Genomic DNA, 14,729 nt, shown 5'->3' on the forward strand with positions numbered 1-14,729 from the left:
CCGGTTCAGAACAACACCTCCTGATACGCCGGCGCAGGCCTCGTCTGCACCGGCGCCTCGCGGAACGCGCGGCCGTCACCAGTCAAACCGTGGCGGGCCACCAGCGGTGCCGCCCTGCGCTGCAGCATCATTCGATACTCTGCCGGCAGATACGCTCCGCGGCGGTACAGCGCGCGGTACTGCGCCACCAGGTCCGGATGAGTTCTACCCAGCCAGTCCATGAACCAGCCCCGGGTGCTGCCGCGCAGGTGCAGACCGAACACCGTGACGCTGGTCGCACCCGCTGCGGCGACCGCTCCCAACAGCCCGTCGAGGTGTTCTTCGGAGTCGCTCAGATACGGCAGCACCGGCGCCACCATGACGTGACAGTCCAATCCCGCATCCCGGATCGCCGCGATGAGCGCGAGCCGCGCCTGCGGCGTCGGGGTGCCGGGCTCCACCTCCGCGTGCAGGGCCGGATCCCCCACGGCCAGCGACACGGCCACGCCCACCCGAACCCGCTCGGCGGCGCCGACGAGCAGCGGCAGATCCCGCCGCAGCAGCGTGCCCTTGGTGAGGATGGAAAACGGTGTGCCACTGTCACGCAGGGCGGCGATGACGCCCGGCATCAGCGCGTATCGGCCCTCGGCCCGTTGGTAGGGGTCGGTGTTGGTACCGAGCGCGACCGTCTCCCGCGCCCAGGACGGCCTGCGCAGCTCACGGCGCAACACCTCGGCCACGTTGGTCTTGACCACCACCTGGCTGTCGAAGTCGCTGCCGCAGTCGAACTCGAGGTACTCGTGGGTGGGCCGGGCGAAGCAGTACCGGCAGGCGTGCGAGCAACCGCGGTAGGCGTTGACGGTGTAGTTGAAGGGCAGCCCGGTCGACGACTTGGGAATCTTGTTCAGCGCGGACTTGCACATCACCTCGTGGAAGGTGATGCCCTCGAACTGCGGTGTCCGCACACTGCGTATCAGGCCGATACGCTGGAGTCCGGGGAGTGCGCCGTCGTCGACGTCGATACTCTGACCCGCCCAGCGCATACTTCATGCGAACATATGTTCGACCACCTGTCAAGAATCCGCGACACGGATACGTCTAAGGGGCCCATGTCGACTACCGACCACGCCGCCGGCCAAGCTGCCGACCACGCCGCCGGCCAAGCTGCCGACCACGCTGCTGACCACGCTGACGAACTGCGCGCCGAACGTGCCTACGTGGCGCAGCTCTACGAACGTCTCGATACCGAACGCGCCCGGCTGCAGAGCCGCTACGCCGCAGCCCTGCGCGGCAACGGTGGATCGCTGGTGGACCGCGACGTCGAGGTGCGGGCGCTGGCCAAACAGGTGCACCGCTGGAATGTGGCCGACCACGGACTGTGCTTCGGCCGCTTGGACAGCGTTTCCGGCGAGCGCACCTACATCGGTCGTATCGGCCTTTTCGACGCGGACGACGACCACGAGCCGATGTTGATCGACTGGCGCGCGCCGGCGGCGCGGCCGTTCTACGTGGCGACCGGGGCGCACCCCGAGAACGTGCGCAGACGACGCCAGTTCCACAACCTGGGGCGGCGGGTCGTCGACTTCACCGACGAGTTTCTCGGCGCCCCGGGCGATGACGGCGACGGATCCAGTGACGCAGCCCTGCTGGCAGCGGTGAACGCGCCACGCGGTGAGGGCATGCGCGACATCGTCGCCACCATCCAGGCAGAGCAGGACGAGATCATCCGCTGTGACCACTCGGGGGTCTTGGTCATCGAAGGCGGCCCCGGCACCGGCAAGACGGTCGTCGCACTGCACCGCGTCGCCTATCTGCTCTACACCAGGCGCGCCCGCCTGGAGAGCCACGGTGTCCTCGTCGTCGGCCCGAACGCCGACTTCCTCGACCACATCGGGCGGGTGCTGCCCTCGCTGGGTGAGACCAATGTGGTGTTCACCACCACCGGTGATCTGGTGCCCCACCTGACGGTCACCACCGAGGACGGCCCCGCGGCCGCCGCGGTGAAGGGGTCGCTGAGGATGCTCGACGTCCTGGCAGCAGCGGTCGCCGACCGCCAGCGGGTGCCCGACGATCCGCTGCCGATCAACCTCTCCGACGTCGGGGTGCGTATCGACGCCGAGACCGCCGAGTGGGCCATCCAGGAAGCGCGGGCCAGCGGTGCGCCGCACAACGAGGCCAGGGCGGTGTTCGTCGATGTCGTCACCTGGGCGTTGACCGAGCGCGCGATCGCCAGGATCGGGCGCGGATGGTTGACCCGTGACGACCGTGCCGCCTGGGAGCACCTGCGCGCCGACCTGGTCGACGAATTGGAAGACCATGCCGGCTTCGCCGCGGCCTTGAACGAGTTGTGGCCGGTGCTGACACCGGAAACCCTTCTCTCCGAGCTCTACTCGTCGCATGACCGGCTTCGGGCCGCAGGCGCCGATGCGGAGCTGTGGCGTGCGGACGGGGCCGCGTGGACGGTGTCCGATGTGCCGCTGCTCGACGAACTGGTCGACCTGCTGGGTCATGACCGCTCCGGCGAGGAGGCCGCCGAACGGGAACGCCGCGAGGAGGCGGCCTACGCGGCCGGGGTGCTCGACCTGATGATCGGCCGCGAAGACCTGATGGACGACGAGGACCAACTGTTGGCGGGCGACGTCATCGGTGCCGAAGACCTCGCCGAGCGCTTCCTCGAGCGCGACACCCGCGACCTCGCCGACCGCGCCGCAGCCGACCGCAACTGGACCTACGGGCACGTGGTCGTCGACGAGGCGCAGGAACTCTCCGAGATGGACTGGCGCGTCCTGATGCGGCGGTGCCCGAGCCGCTCGTTCACCATCGTCGGCGACCTCGCCCAGCGCCGCTCGGCCGCCGGCGTGGGATCCTGGGAGGCCGCACTGGCGCCGTACGTCCCTGGGCGCTGGCTGTACCGCGGCCTGTCGGTCAACTATCGCACCCCGGCCGAGATCATGGCGGTCGCCGCCGCGGTGCTCGCCGACGCCGCCCCCGAGATCACCCCGCCGGAATCGGTGCGCTCGACCGGGGTACCACCGTGGTCGGCGCAGCTCGACGAGCACCAACTACTCACTGCGATAGAAGATTTCACCGATACAGAGGCCGAGCGGCCCGGCACCAGTGTGGTGATCGGGCCGCCGGGACTGCCCGGCGTCATGACGCCCGCAGCCGCCAAGGGCCTCGAGTTCGACGCCGTGCTCGTCGTGGAGCCGGCGCAGATACTCGCCGACGGACCGCACGGAGCGGCCGACCTCTACGTCGCGCTGACCCGGGCCACCCAGCGGCTGGGTATCGTGCACAGCGCGCCGCTGCCCCCGGCGTTGGCCGGGCTGACCACGCGATCAGAGCGCGTGGGTCACCACTGACCGAGCTGGCACCGCACGTTGTAGGGGTCGTCGTGTTGCACAACGACCTGACCGTCGACGGCGATGTCGCAGTGCGCGTTGGGCGCGGCCTGTCCGCCGCGAGTGGTGGAACTGACCTGCATGATCGCCCACTGCGGGTCGGCCATCGTGGTTTCGAAGACCCACGGGGCGTCCGGCGCGACAGTCACCTTCTCGCGCTTGGCGAACGTGTATGCGTCGGCGTTGAAGGCCTCCATACTGGGCGGCTGGCTCGTCAGATAGAAGATGTCGAACTCGTAGGCGCCCGCCGAGGCCAGCGTGTAGCGGACCTGATGCGCCTCCTGGGCATGGGCCGACACCGGGCCGAGGGCCACCGTCGCCGCCGCGGCGACCAGGGACGCCCCTACGACCGCTCCTACTTTCGCTGTAGCTGTTCGCATGTTGGTCACATCGCCGGACCGTACCGGATCGTTACCGGCCGAGTCGTTTTCGACGGCCAACGACGTTAACGGCAAACGACTGTTTGGGTCGTGTTCACGTTAATGTAAATGTCACACACAGACACTTCGCAGAAACACAGGCGCTCTAACGTCCCGAGACGACACCGCGCGCCACGGCCGCCGCGGCGTCCCCCGGAAGCGTTCTGTAGATCCCTCTCACAACGCCTCATCTGCGGATGAGCGCTGCCGACGCGCAGAAAGGCTGTTCATGCAACACTCTCGACGGTACTCCTTCACCCGGTCGGCCCTGGCCGCCGGCAGCGTCCTCGCCGCCACCAGCCTGGTGCTGGCCGGCTGCGGCAGCCGCGCCGGTGATGAAGGTGCAGCAAACGCCGAGTCCTGTGTCGACACCTCCGGTGACACGATCAAGGTCGGCGCGCTGAACTCGTTGTCGGGCACCATGGCGATCTCCGAGGTGACCGTGCGCAACGCCATCGATCTGGCCGTCGAGCAGATCAACGCCGACGGCGGCGTGATGGGCAAGCAGATCCAGCTGGTCGCCGAGGACGGCGCGTCCGAGCCTGCGGTGTTCGCCGAGAAGGCCCAGAAGCTGATCAGCAGCGACTGTGTGGCGGCGGTGTTCGGCGGGTGGACCTCGTCGAGCCGCAAGGCCATGCTTCCGGTGTTCGAGGACAACAACGCGCTGCTGTACTACCCGGTGCAGTACGAGGGCCTGGAAGCCTCTCCCAACATCTTCTACACCGGTGCCACCACCAACCAGCAGATCGTGCCCGCGCTGGACTACCTCAAGGAGCAGGGCGTCACGTCGCTGTACCTGGTGGGCAGCGACTACGTCTTCCCGCAGACCGCCAACCGCATCATCAAGGCGTACGCCGCGGCCAACGGCATGGAGATCCTCGGCGAGGACTACACGCCGCTGGGGTCGACGGACTTCTCCACAATCGTCAACAAGGTGCGCGCCTCGGGTGCCGACGCGGTGTTCAACACCCTCAACGGCGACTCGAACGTCGCGTTCTTCCGCGAGTACAAGAACGTGGGCCTGACACCGCAGGAGATGCCGGTGGTGTCGGTGTCCATCGCCGAGGAAGAGGTCGGCGGCATCGGCGTGCAGAACATCGAAGGCCAGCTGACCGCCTGGGACTACTACCAGACCATCGACAGTCCGGTGAACAACGCCTTCGTCGCGGCCTATAAGGACAAGTTCGGCGCCGACAAGCCCACCTCCGACCCCATGGAAGCCGCCTATGTGTCGGTGTATCTGTGGAAGAACACCGTCGAGAAGGCGGAATCGTTTGCAGTTCCCGATGTTCAGGAGGCGGCCGGCGGCGTCGAGTTCGATGCGCCCGAAGGCCTGGTGCAGATCGACGGCGACAACAACCACATCACCAAGACCGCCCGCATCGGTGAGATCCGCAACGACGGCCTGATCTACACGATCTGGGAGTCGCCCGGCCCGATCGAGCCGGACCCGTTCCTCGAAGGCTATCCGTGGGCCGAGGGCCTGTCGGGCTGACGCGCACATGGATGTCCTGATCGGGCAACTGGCAACAGGATTGAGCCTCGGCTCGATCCTGTTGCTCGCCGCCCTGGGCTTGTCCCTGACGTTCGGCCAGATGGGCGTCATCAACATGGCCCACGGCGAATTCATCATGGCCGGCTGCTACACCGCCTACGTGGTGCAGCAGGTCGTCTCCAGCGCCGGTGTGTCCCTGCTCATCTCACTGGCGGTGGGGTTCGTCGTCGGCGGTGCGATGGGTGCACTGCTGGAGGTCACGCTGATCAACCGCATGTACCACCGGCCGCTGGACACCCTGCTGGTCACCTTCGGTGTCGGACTGGTGTTGCAGCAGTTGGCCCGTGACCTCTTCGGCGCTCCCGCCAAGAACGTGTTCGCTCCCCCGTGGCTGTCGGGCGGAGTCGAGATCTTCGGCGCCGTGGTTCCGAAGACCCGGCTGTTCATCCTGGTCCTGGCGATCGCCTGCGTCACCGCGCTCGCCGTCGCGCTCAAGGCCAGCCCGATGGGCCGGCGGATCCGGGCGGTGGTGCAGAACCGCGATCTTGCCGAGACCAGCGGTATCTCGTCGCGCAGAACCGACATCACGACGTTCTTCATCGGTTCCGGGCTGGCCGGCGTCGCCGGAGTGGCGTTGACGTTGATCGGTTCGACGAGTCCGACGATCGGGCAGAGTTACCTCATCGACGCCTTCCTCGTGGTGGTGGTCGGAGGCCTGGGCCAGATCAAGGGCACCGTCATCGCCGCGTTCGCACTGGGCTTCTTGAACTCGTTCATCGAGTACAACACCACCGCGTCGCTGGCCAAGGTGATCGTGTTCGTGGTGATCGTGATCTTCCTGCAGGTCCGGCCGCAGGGCCTGTTCACCGTTCGGACAAGGAGTCTGGTGTGATGCCGACGAGCGCTCGCGCGAGGAGCAGACGAGCACCGACGAGCGCTCGCGCGAGGAGCAGACGAGCACCGACGAGCGCTCGCGCGAGGAGCAGACGAGCACCGACCAGCGCTAGCGCGAGGAGCCGGTGTGCGTAGTCTCGTGGGCCGCTGGCAGACCTGGGCCGGTTTCGGCGTCGCCGCGGTGGTGCTGTTCGCGATCGCCCCGGCCCTGCTGTCGAGCTTCCGGCTCAGCCTGTTGGCCCAGTTCCTCTGCTATGCGATCGTCGCCGTCGGCATCGGGCTGGCCTGGGGCCGCGGGGGCATGCTGGTACTCGGGCAGGGGGTGTTCTTCGGTCTCGGCGGCTACATGATGGGCATGCACCTCAAGATCGCCGACGCCGAGATCGCCGGCAACGACGTACCCGACTTCATGCAGATCGCCGGCGTGCGTGAGCTTCCCGCGCTGTGGGTGCCGTTCGCGTCGCCGTTCGTCACGATGGTGGCGATCCTAGTGATCCCGGCCGGCATCGCGGCGCTGCTGGGCCTGGGCGTGTTCAAACGCAAGGTCAAGGGCGCCTACTTCGCGATCCTGTCCCAGGCGTTGGCGGCCGCGATGGCGATCCTGCTGATCGGCCAGGCCGAGCTGCTGGGCGGTTCCAACGGGCTCAACGGCTTCCGGACGTTCTTCGGCTTCCGACTGGCCGACCCGGTCAACCAGCAGATGCTGTACTTCATCGCCGCGGCCACGCTGCTGGCCGTCGTCGCGCTGGTGCGCCAGCTGATGCAGAGCCGCTACGGCGAACTGCTGGTCGCGGTCCGCGACGGCGAGGAACGGGTCCGTTTCCTGGGCTACGACCCCGCCAACACCAAGGTCGTCGCCTACACCGTCGCGGCGCTGTTCGCCAGCATCGCCGGGGCGTTGTTCGCCCCGATCGTCGGCTTCATCACCCCGTCACAGGTCGGCATCCTGCCGTCCATCGCCTTTTTGATCGGCGTGGCGATCGGCGGCCGCACCACCCTGCTGGGCCCGGTGCTGGGGGCCATCGGCGTCGCGTGGGCGCAGACCCTGTTCTCCGAGCAGTACCCGTCGGGCTGGATCTACGCCCAGGGTGCGCTGTTCATCGTCGTGGTCGGGTTCTTCCCGGCAGGTCTGGCCGGGCTGGGCATGCTGTGGGCGCGCCGGCGCAGGAAGTCCGAGTCCGACCAGACGCCCGAGCCCGACAACGATCCCGATGCGGAGAAGGTGGGTGCCAGCTCATGACCGAGGTCCACGCGAGCTCGGCGGGAAAGGAACCGGTCGAGGGCGGAAACGCCGGGATGGGCACCCAGTATCTGGAGGTCCGCGGACTGACCGTCGACTTCGACGGCTTCAAGGCGGTCTCCGAGGTGGACCTCACGCTGTTCCAGGGCGATCTGCGGTTTCTCATCGGCCCCAACGGCGCCGGCAAGACCACGGTCATCGACGCGATCACCGGATTGGTGCCGGCGAGCGGGTCGGTCAACAAGTCCGGTGTGGAGTTGTTGGGCAAGAAAGTGCATCAGATCGCCCGGCGCGGCGTCGGGCGGACCTTCCAGACCGCCAGCGTGTTCGAGGAACTCTCGGTGCTGCAGAACCTCGACATCGCCGCCGGAGCCGGGCGGTCGGTGTGGACGATGCTGCGGCGCCGTCACGGCGTGCTCCCTGCGATCCAGCAGGCGCTGCACACGATCGGGTTGACCCATCTGGCCGACCAACCCGCCGGGATTCTGGCCCACGGCCAGAAACAGTGGCTGGAGATCGGGATGCTGCTGGTGCAGAACGCCGACGTGCTGCTGCTCGACGAACCCGTCGCCGGCATGAGTCACGAAGAGCGTGAGGAGACCGGAAACCTGTTGCGCCGCATCGGCGCCGAACGCACCGTCGTCGTCGTCGAACACGACATGGACTTCATGCGCGAGTTCGCGACGTCGGTGACGGTGCTCGCCCGCGGGCAGGTGATCGCCGAGGGGTCGGTGGCCGAGGTACAGGCCAATCCCAGGGTTCAGGAGGTCTACCTCGGGACCGCGGCTGCCGGATCGGCGGAGGCCGAGGAGACCGGCGCTGCCGAACTGATCGAGGAGAAGTCCTGATGCTCGAATTGGTCGACGTCCACACCGGTTACGGCCGCACCGAGGTCATCCACGGCGTCAACGTCGAGGTGCCCAGCGACGGGGTCGCCGCGGTCATGGGCCACAACGGCGCCGGCAAGACCACGCTGCTGCGCGCGGCGGTCGGGCTGCTGAAGTGCTCGAAGGGCACGGTGCGCTTCGACGGCGAAGACATCACCAAACTGCGTCCCAGTGCGCGGGTGAACCGCGGACTGGCCTACGTCCCGCAGGGCCAGCAGTCCTTCGGCCAGCTCACCACGGCCGAGAACCTGCAGGTGGTGGCGGACGGGCGCAAGAACGGCAAGCAGCTGATCGACGAGCAGCTCGACCTGTTTCCCGCGCTCAAAGAGCTGCTGACGCGTCGGGCTGGGCTGCTCTCCGGCGGTCAGCGCCAGCAGCTGGCCATCGCGCGTGCGTTGATCACCTCCCCCAGATGTCTGATCCTCGACGAACCCACCGAAGGCATCCAGCCCTCGGTGGTCGCCGAGATCGAGGAGACCATCACCACGCTGACCAGTCGCGGCAACCTCGGTGTACTCCTCGTCGAGCAGCACATCGGCTTCGCGCTGCAGTCGTCGCAGCGCTACTACGTCCTGGAATCGGGTCGGATCACCTCGACCGGCACCGGCGGTTCGTCCTCGGAAGCCGACGTGCGCGCCGCGATGGCGATCTGACGCTTTCCGACACCGGGGCAGACATGTCACGGTGGAGGCCATGGCACGACGTCTCCCCGACAGCGCAGCGCCCAGGCGGCGCCACCGCGGTTGGCTGACGGCGGCGCTCAGCGTCATCGGAGCCTTCGGCGCGGGATGGGTGCTCGCGCCCCGTGCGGCCGTCGGGCACTTCCACTCTGCTGAGGCGATGGACCGTTACTTCGCCGCGTATGACCGCGCCATGGCCCAGATGCCCAATCCACAGCAGGTGCTGGACATTCGCACGTCCTTCGGTGTCGTACGGGTGTACCGATTCGCCGGCGCGCGGAGGGGCGCACCGCTGTTCCTGCTGCCCGGCGCCCGATCGGGCACGCCGGTCTGGGCGAACAACATGCCGTCGCTGCTGGCACACCGTTCGGTGTACGCGGTGGACCTGCTGGGAGAACCGGGGCGCAGCATCCAATCCCGTCCGATCGTCGATGCCCACGACCAGGCCGCGTGGCTGCACGAGGTCCTCGAGCAGCTGCCCGATACCGAGGTCAATCTGCTCGGGCTCTCGCTCGGCGGGTGGAGCGCGACCAACCTCGCACTGCGCGACCGCAGTCATATCAGAACATTGACCCTGGTGGAGCCCGTGCAGGTGCTCACCCGCCTGTCGCCGGCGGCGATCCTGCGCTCCATACCGGCGAGTGTGCCCGGCTTTCCGAAGGCCTGGCGCAACAGCTTTGCGAGTTGGACCGCCGGCGGTGCCCCGGTGCGGGACGTGCCCGAGGCGGCGATGATCGAGGCCGGTATGCAGGCGTATCGCACGCGCACCCCGACGCCGGACCGGATCAGCCCCGAGCAGTTGACGAGTCTGAAAATTCCCACGTTGGTGATACTCGCCGCCGAGTCGCCGATGCACGACGCGCACGCAGGCGCCCGGACCGCCCGAACCGCATTGCCGACGGCCACGGTGAAGATCTACGACGGCGCGTCTCATGCGATCAACGGCGAAAGACCCGAGCAGATCGCAGCCGATGTCGCGGCGTTCCTGGGGAAGCACCGGTCATAGCCCGTTTCTGCACGGCGCGCCGCGAAATTCGTACAAACGCGCGACGTCGCCGCGAATGTCGTCCATCGTTGAGCCGTGGGCACTTCCGAGGAGCCGATCATTCTCGCCGAGTACGGCGGACTGGTGATCGCCGAACGAGGGCCTGAGGTCATCCTGGTCGACCGCGGCAGCGGCCCGACCGAAATCGTTGTATTCGTGCTCGTGGTCGTCACCGTGGTGTTCGGCGGCTTCGGCGCGGTGTCGGTGTGGTCGGCCGCCGCGGGCGGCATGTCCGCAGGCTCGGCGTGGCTCGGCGTGGCGCTGCTCGCGGTGGCGGCCGCGGCGGCAACGGCGATGTATGTGTCCGTCAACGCATTGCGCCGCCGACGGGGTCGTCCTCTGACCTCCTTCACACCGGTCGCGGTGTTCGACCGTGCCGCCCGGGTGTACCGCGACGGCACCGGGGCAGAGGTCGCGCCGGTGGACCAGGTCAGATTCGAGCGCCGGATGCACATGACATCGAGTTCACCCAAGCTGGTCGCCGTCACGCCGAACGGCACGCGGGTCCTCAAGCGCGGCAACCCGTTCGGTGGCGGGATCGGCGACCTCGACGCGGTGCTCACACGTGTAGTCCACGGCGCCCCGCACTGACGAGCGCGCGGTCCGGCCCGGCCCGACACTTCGCCATGCGGACGCACGCGTCCGTGGAACCGTCTCAGCCCAGTCGGGACAGCACGTCGGCGACGACGTCGGCGACCGCCACGTCGACCTGCTCTCCGGTCGCCAGGCTCTTCACGCCGACGGTCCCAGCCTGCAGGTCCCGGTCACCGGCCACCAGCGCGATCGAGGCACCCGAGCGGTCGGCGCCTTTCATGCCGGCCTTGAGGCTGCGGTCACCGTAGGCGACGTCCACGCGCACACCGGCCGCGCGCAGCCGCGCGGCCAACACCGCCAGGGCGACCTTGGCGTCACCGCCGAGCGGTACCGCATACACGTCCACCCGTGCCGCGTCGGCGGCGCTCTTACCCTCCGCGCGCAACGCGAGCAGCGTGCGATCCACGCCGAGCCCGAATCCGATCCCGGACAGGTCCTGCCCGCCCAGCTGACGCATCAACCCGTCGTAGCGACCGCCGCCCCCGATGCCGGACTGGGCGCCCAGGCCGTCGTGGACGAACTCGAACGTCGTCTTGGTGTAGTAATCCAGCCCGCGCACCATGCGCGGATTGATCGTGTACGCCACGCCGAGGGCATCCAGATGCGCCAGCACCGTCTCGAAATGGCTCTTGGCCGCCTCGGAGAGGTGATCGAGCATCACCGGCGCGGCGGCTGTCATCTCCCGCACCGCGGGCCGCTTGTCGTCGAGCACCCGCAGCGGGTTCACCTGCGCGCGCCGCCGGGTCTCGTCATCGAGGTCCAACCCGAACAGGAACTCCTGCAACAACTCCCGATACTGCGGACGGCAGCTGTCATCACCCAGCGAGGTGATCTCCAGGCGGAACCCGTCCAATCCCAGAGACCGGAATCCGGCGTCGGCGACGGCGATCACCTCGGCGTCCAGGGCCGGGTCGTCCACGCCGATCGCCTCCACCCCGACCTGCTGCAGCTGCCGGTACCGGCCGGCCTGCGGACGCTCGTAACGGAAGAACGGACCCGAGTAGGCGAGCTTGACCGGCAATGCACCCCGGTCCAGCCCGTGCTCGATGACGGCCCGCATCACTCCCGCGGTGCCTTCCGGGCGCAGGGTCACCGACCGGTCGCCGCGGTCGGCAAAGGTGTACATCTCCTTGGACACCACGTCGGTGGACTCCCCCACGCCGCGGGCGAACAGCGCGGTGTCCTCGAAGATCGGCAGCTCGATGTGCCCGTAGCCGGCGCGGCGCGCCGCCTCCAGCAACGCCGCACGCACCGCGACGAACTCTGCCGATTCCGGCGGTACGTAGTCCGGCACGCCCTTCGGCGCCCGGAAGGCATGCAGAGGTGAGGAACTGGCAGAAGTGTCGGTCACGGGGTCAAACCTTCGAGAAAGGGGTTGGTGCGGCGTTCGAGACCGATCGTGGTCCTCTCGCCGTGCCCCGGCAGAACCAGGGTCTCGTCGTCGAGCACGAGCAGTTTCGTGACGATCGATTCCAGCAGATCGCGGCCGCTGCCGCCGGGTAGGTCGGTGCGACCCACCGACTGCTTGAACAAGGTGTCACCGGTGAAGGCCACGGACTCGGGCCCGCTCCCCACGCCGCCGTCGACCCGGAACACCACCGAGCCCTGCGTGTGGCCCGGCGTGTGGTCGACCGCGACGGTGATGCCGCCCAGTTCGATCTTGTCGCCGTCCCGGTCCAGCTCGACGACCTGGCGGGGCTCGCGGAACATCGCCGCCACCGCGATCCGGCCGACACCGGCGAAAAAACCCGCACCGAAACCCTTGATCGGGTCTGCCAGCATGAACCGGTCCGCCGGGTGGATGTAGGTGGCGCAGCCGTAGGTGTCGGCCACCTTCTGGGCCGACCACATGTGGTCGATGTGGCCGTGGGTGAGCAGCACGGCCGCCGGGGTGAGGCGGTTCTCGTCGAGGATGCGGCGCAGCGGACCCATCGCCCGCTGGCCCGGGTCGACGACGATGGCGTCGGCGCCCTGGCGCGGGGCCAGCACGTAGCAATTGCACGCCAGCATGCCGGCCGGGAATCCGGTGATCAACACGCCTCCCAGCTTCCCATGCCCAGGTCGCACCGCTGTTCACGAGGGTCGCGGCGCGCTCACTCGCCGTGAACTGGCACACTCGGTGCCGACCGGATCGACTGCAAGGAGGGACCCGGGGTGCCGACGAACGAACAACGGCGGGCGACAGCCAAGCGCAAGCTGGAGCGTCAGCTCGAGCGACGGGCCGAGAAGGACCGCAAACGCCGGACATACACGATCGTCGGCTCGGCGGTCGCCGCGGTGGTCGTGATCGGCGCCGTGATCGCCACCATCGTCCTCACTACCGGCAATTCCGATTCCACCGCCTCGGGGTCGTCGACCGAGGCGTCCGAGACGACCGGGCAGACGCCCGAGCAGGATCCGTTCGACGCTCCGCAGCCGGGCGAAGTCGCCGCCCTGCCGCAGTTCACCGCCCCGGACGGACTCGGGCAGAACTGCCAGTACCCGGCCGCGCAGGAGGCCAGCAAGGCGAACAACCCGCCCCGCACCGGCGAGGTGCCCACCGAGCCGGCCCAGGTCAGCGCCAGCATGGAGACCAACCAGGGCAATATCGGGCTGCAGTTGGACAACGGCAAGTCACCGTGCACCGTCAACAGCTTCGCCAGCCTCGCCCAGCAGGGTTACTTCAACGACACCCCCTGCCACCGGTTGACCACCAGCGAATCCTTGTCGGTGCTGCAGTGCGGCGATCCGACCGGTGAAGGCACCGGGGGCCCCGGGTACGAGTTCGCCAACGAGTACCCCACCACCCAGTACCAGCCCGACGACCCCGCGCTGATGCAGCCCGTCGTCTATCCGCGCGGCACGCTGGCCATGGCCAACGCCGGCCCCGGCACCAACGGCAGCCAGTTCTTCCTCGTCTACCAGGACTCGCAGTTGCCGCCGCAGTACACGGTGTTCGGCACCATCGACGAGACCGGTCTGGCCACGCTGGACAAGATCGCCGCCGAGGGTGTGCAAGGCGGCGGGCAGGACGGCCCACCCGCCGCGGACGTCGTCGTGGAGTCCATCCAGCTGGACTGAAACCCGGTCGCGAATCGCCCACAAGCGGGTTCGGGGGCGTCGAGACCCTTTGACCCGCCCGCCCGTTTACGCATACGTTCGTTTGGCTGAAGTTCACCCGAAACGCACGTGTGGATACGAAAACGACGAGGGATGGGTCATGGCCGATTCGATACGACGGAGTTTCATCAGGCTGGGGGCGGCGACCGCAGCGACCGTGCTGGGCGCGGCGCTCGTGACGAGTTGCTCGAAGGTCCCCGACAACGAGCAGGGCGGCACCCTGCAGCGCATCCAGGACGCCGGCACCGTGAAGGTCGGCATCGCCGGCGAGGTGCCGTACGGCTACACCGAGGGCGGTGAGGTCACCGGCGAGGCACCCGAGGTCGCCAAAGCGGTGTTCTCCGCGATGGGTATCGACAACGTCGACGCCACCCAGGTCGAGTTCAGCCAGCTCATCCCGGCGTTGAACGCCGGCCAGTACGACATGGTGGCCGCCGGCATGGCGATCCTGCCGCAGCGCTGCGAGAACGCCCAGTTCTCCGCGGTGGACTACGTGACCCCCACTGCCTTGCTGGTGCCCGCCGGCAACCCCCAACAGGTGAACAACTTCGAGGACGTCCTGGCCAAGGGCGTGCCGCTGGCGGTGCTGTCGGGAACCGTCGAGGAGTCGGTGGCCCAGTCGATGGGCATCCCGGACAACCTCATCCAGCCGTACCAGGGCCAGCCGGAGATGCTGCAGGCGCTCCTCGACGGCCGCGCCTACGCCGGAGCGCTGACCGACATCTCGCTGCGCCGCATGGTCGCCGACAACCCCGGCGCGCCCCTCGAGGTCACCGACGGTTTCGTCCCGGTGATCGACGGTGAGGAACAGATCCAAGCCGGTGGGTTCGTGTTCCGTAAGGGCGACGACGAACTGGTCGACGAATTCAACACCCACCTCAACGAACTGCACGGTTCGGGCGAGTGGCTGAGCATCGTGGAGCCGTTCGGCTTCACCGAGGACAACGTGCCGCCGGAGGATGTGAGCACCGAGCAGCTCTGCGCCGCCGGCTGAGC

General features: G+C 68.2%; 14 protein-coding genes. 10 read left to right on the top strand and 4 right to left on the bottom strand.

Translation table 11 applies throughout. From position 1 onward, the window contains the following. Positions 1-5: 5 nt before the first annotated feature. Complete coding sequence (locus ACEWX3_RS16805; RefSeq protein WP_374157134.1) at positions 6-1,022, bottom strand: Rv2578c family radical SAM protein; 1,017 nt, start codon at positions 1,020-1,022, stop codon at positions 6-8. Between the two features lie 66 nt (positions 1,023-1,088). Between ACEWX3_RS16805 and helR the strand changes: the two genes are divergently transcribed. Beyond that, positions 1,089-3,341: an RNA polymerase recycling motor ATPase HelR gene (gene helR / locus ACEWX3_RS16810; protein WP_374157135.1), complete on the top strand. Its 2,253-nt coding sequence runs from the start codon at positions 1,089-1,091 to the stop codon at positions 3,339-3,341. On the opposite strand, the gene ACEWX3_RS16815 is transcribed toward helR, so the two are convergent. Then, positions 3,332-3,760, bottom strand: coding sequence for a hypothetical protein (locus ACEWX3_RS16815; protein ID WP_152516953.1), 429 nt, complete (start codon positions 3,758-3,760; stop codon positions 3,332-3,334). The genes helR and ACEWX3_RS16815 overlap by 10 nt on opposite strands. 268 nt (positions 3,761-4,028) lie before the next feature. Here ACEWX3_RS16815 and urtA point away from each other — a divergent pair, with 268 nt between their 5' ends. The 7 genes from urtA (at position 4,029) to ACEWX3_RS16850 (ending at position 10,631) form a co-directional block, all read left to right on the top strand. Next, on the top strand, positions 4,029-5,294 hold the full coding sequence (gene urtA / locus ACEWX3_RS16820; protein ID WP_221357088.1) for an urea ABC transporter substrate-binding protein: 1,266 nt from the start codon (positions 4,029-4,031) through the stop codon (positions 5,292-5,294). 7 nt (positions 5,295-5,301) lie between these two features. Beyond that, on the top strand, positions 5,302-6,186 hold the full coding sequence (urtB, locus tag ACEWX3_RS16825; protein WP_374157136.1) for an urea ABC transporter permease subunit UrtB: 885 nt from the start codon (positions 5,302-5,304) through the stop codon (positions 6,184-6,186). Between the two features lie 129 nt (positions 6,187-6,315). Next, on the top strand, positions 6,316-7,428 hold the full coding sequence (gene urtC, locus ACEWX3_RS16830) for an urea ABC transporter permease subunit UrtC (protein ID WP_221357090.1): 1,113 nt from the start codon (positions 6,316-6,318) through the stop codon (positions 7,426-7,428). Continuing rightward, positions 7,425-8,276, top strand: a complete 852-nt coding sequence (urtD, locus tag ACEWX3_RS16835; RefSeq protein WP_374157137.1) for an urea ABC transporter ATP-binding protein UrtD — start codon at positions 7,425-7,427, stop codon at positions 8,274-8,276. Before urtC ends, urtD begins: the two co-directional genes overlap by 4 nt. Continuing rightward, the gene (gene urtE, locus ACEWX3_RS16840; RefSeq protein WP_207066485.1) at positions 8,276-8,968 is read left to right on the top strand and encodes an urea ABC transporter ATP-binding subunit UrtE; all 693 of its coding nucleotides are present in this window, start codon (positions 8,276-8,278) and stop codon (positions 8,966-8,968) included. The genes urtD and urtE overlap by 1 nt, the downstream gene beginning before the upstream one ends. A gap of 40 nt (positions 8,969-9,008) precedes the next feature. Then, on the top strand, positions 9,009-10,001 hold the full coding sequence (locus tag ACEWX3_RS16845; RefSeq protein WP_374157138.1) for an alpha/beta fold hydrolase: 993 nt from the start codon (positions 9,009-9,011) through the stop codon (positions 9,999-10,001). 75 nt (positions 10,002-10,076) lie between these two features. Further along, on the top strand, positions 10,077-10,631 hold the full coding sequence (locus ACEWX3_RS16850) for a hypothetical protein (RefSeq protein ID WP_374157139.1): 555 nt from the start codon (positions 10,077-10,079) through the stop codon (positions 10,629-10,631). A gap of 64 nt (positions 10,632-10,695) precedes the next feature. On the opposite strand, the gene hisS is transcribed toward ACEWX3_RS16850, so the two are convergent. Together hisS and ACEWX3_RS16860 are read right to left on the bottom strand one after the other, a co-directional pair. Next, a complete protein-coding gene (gene hisS / locus ACEWX3_RS16855) occupies positions 10,696-11,955 on the bottom strand; it encodes a histidine--tRNA ligase (protein ID WP_207066506.1) in 1,260 nt (419 codons plus the stop codon). A gap of 26 nt (positions 11,956-11,981) precedes the next feature. Then, positions 11,982-12,671: an MBL fold metallo-hydrolase gene (locus ACEWX3_RS16860; protein ID WP_374157140.1), complete on the bottom strand. Its 690-nt coding sequence runs from the start codon at positions 12,669-12,671 to the stop codon at positions 11,982-11,984. 117 nt (positions 12,672-12,788) lie between these two features. Between ACEWX3_RS16860 and ACEWX3_RS16865 the strand changes: the two genes are divergently transcribed. Both ACEWX3_RS16865 and ehuB read left to right on the top strand, forming a co-directional pair. Further along, positions 12,789-13,694, top strand: a complete 906-nt coding sequence (locus tag ACEWX3_RS16865; protein ID WP_221357095.1) for a peptidylprolyl isomerase — start codon at positions 12,789-12,791, stop codon at positions 13,692-13,694. Positions 13,695-13,833: 139 nt separating this feature from the next. Beyond that, on the top strand, positions 13,834-14,727 hold the full coding sequence (gene ehuB / locus ACEWX3_RS16870; RefSeq protein WP_221357096.1) for an ectoine/hydroxyectoine ABC transporter substrate-binding protein EhuB: 894 nt from the start codon (positions 13,834-13,836) through the stop codon (positions 14,725-14,727). Positions 14,728-14,729 lie beyond the last annotated feature (2 nt).

Origin of the sequence: Mycobacterium sp. G7A2 (assembly GCF_041902445.1) — a bacterium.
Classification (GTDB): Bacteria; Actinomycetota; Actinomycetes; order Mycobacteriales; family Mycobacteriaceae; genus Mycobacterium.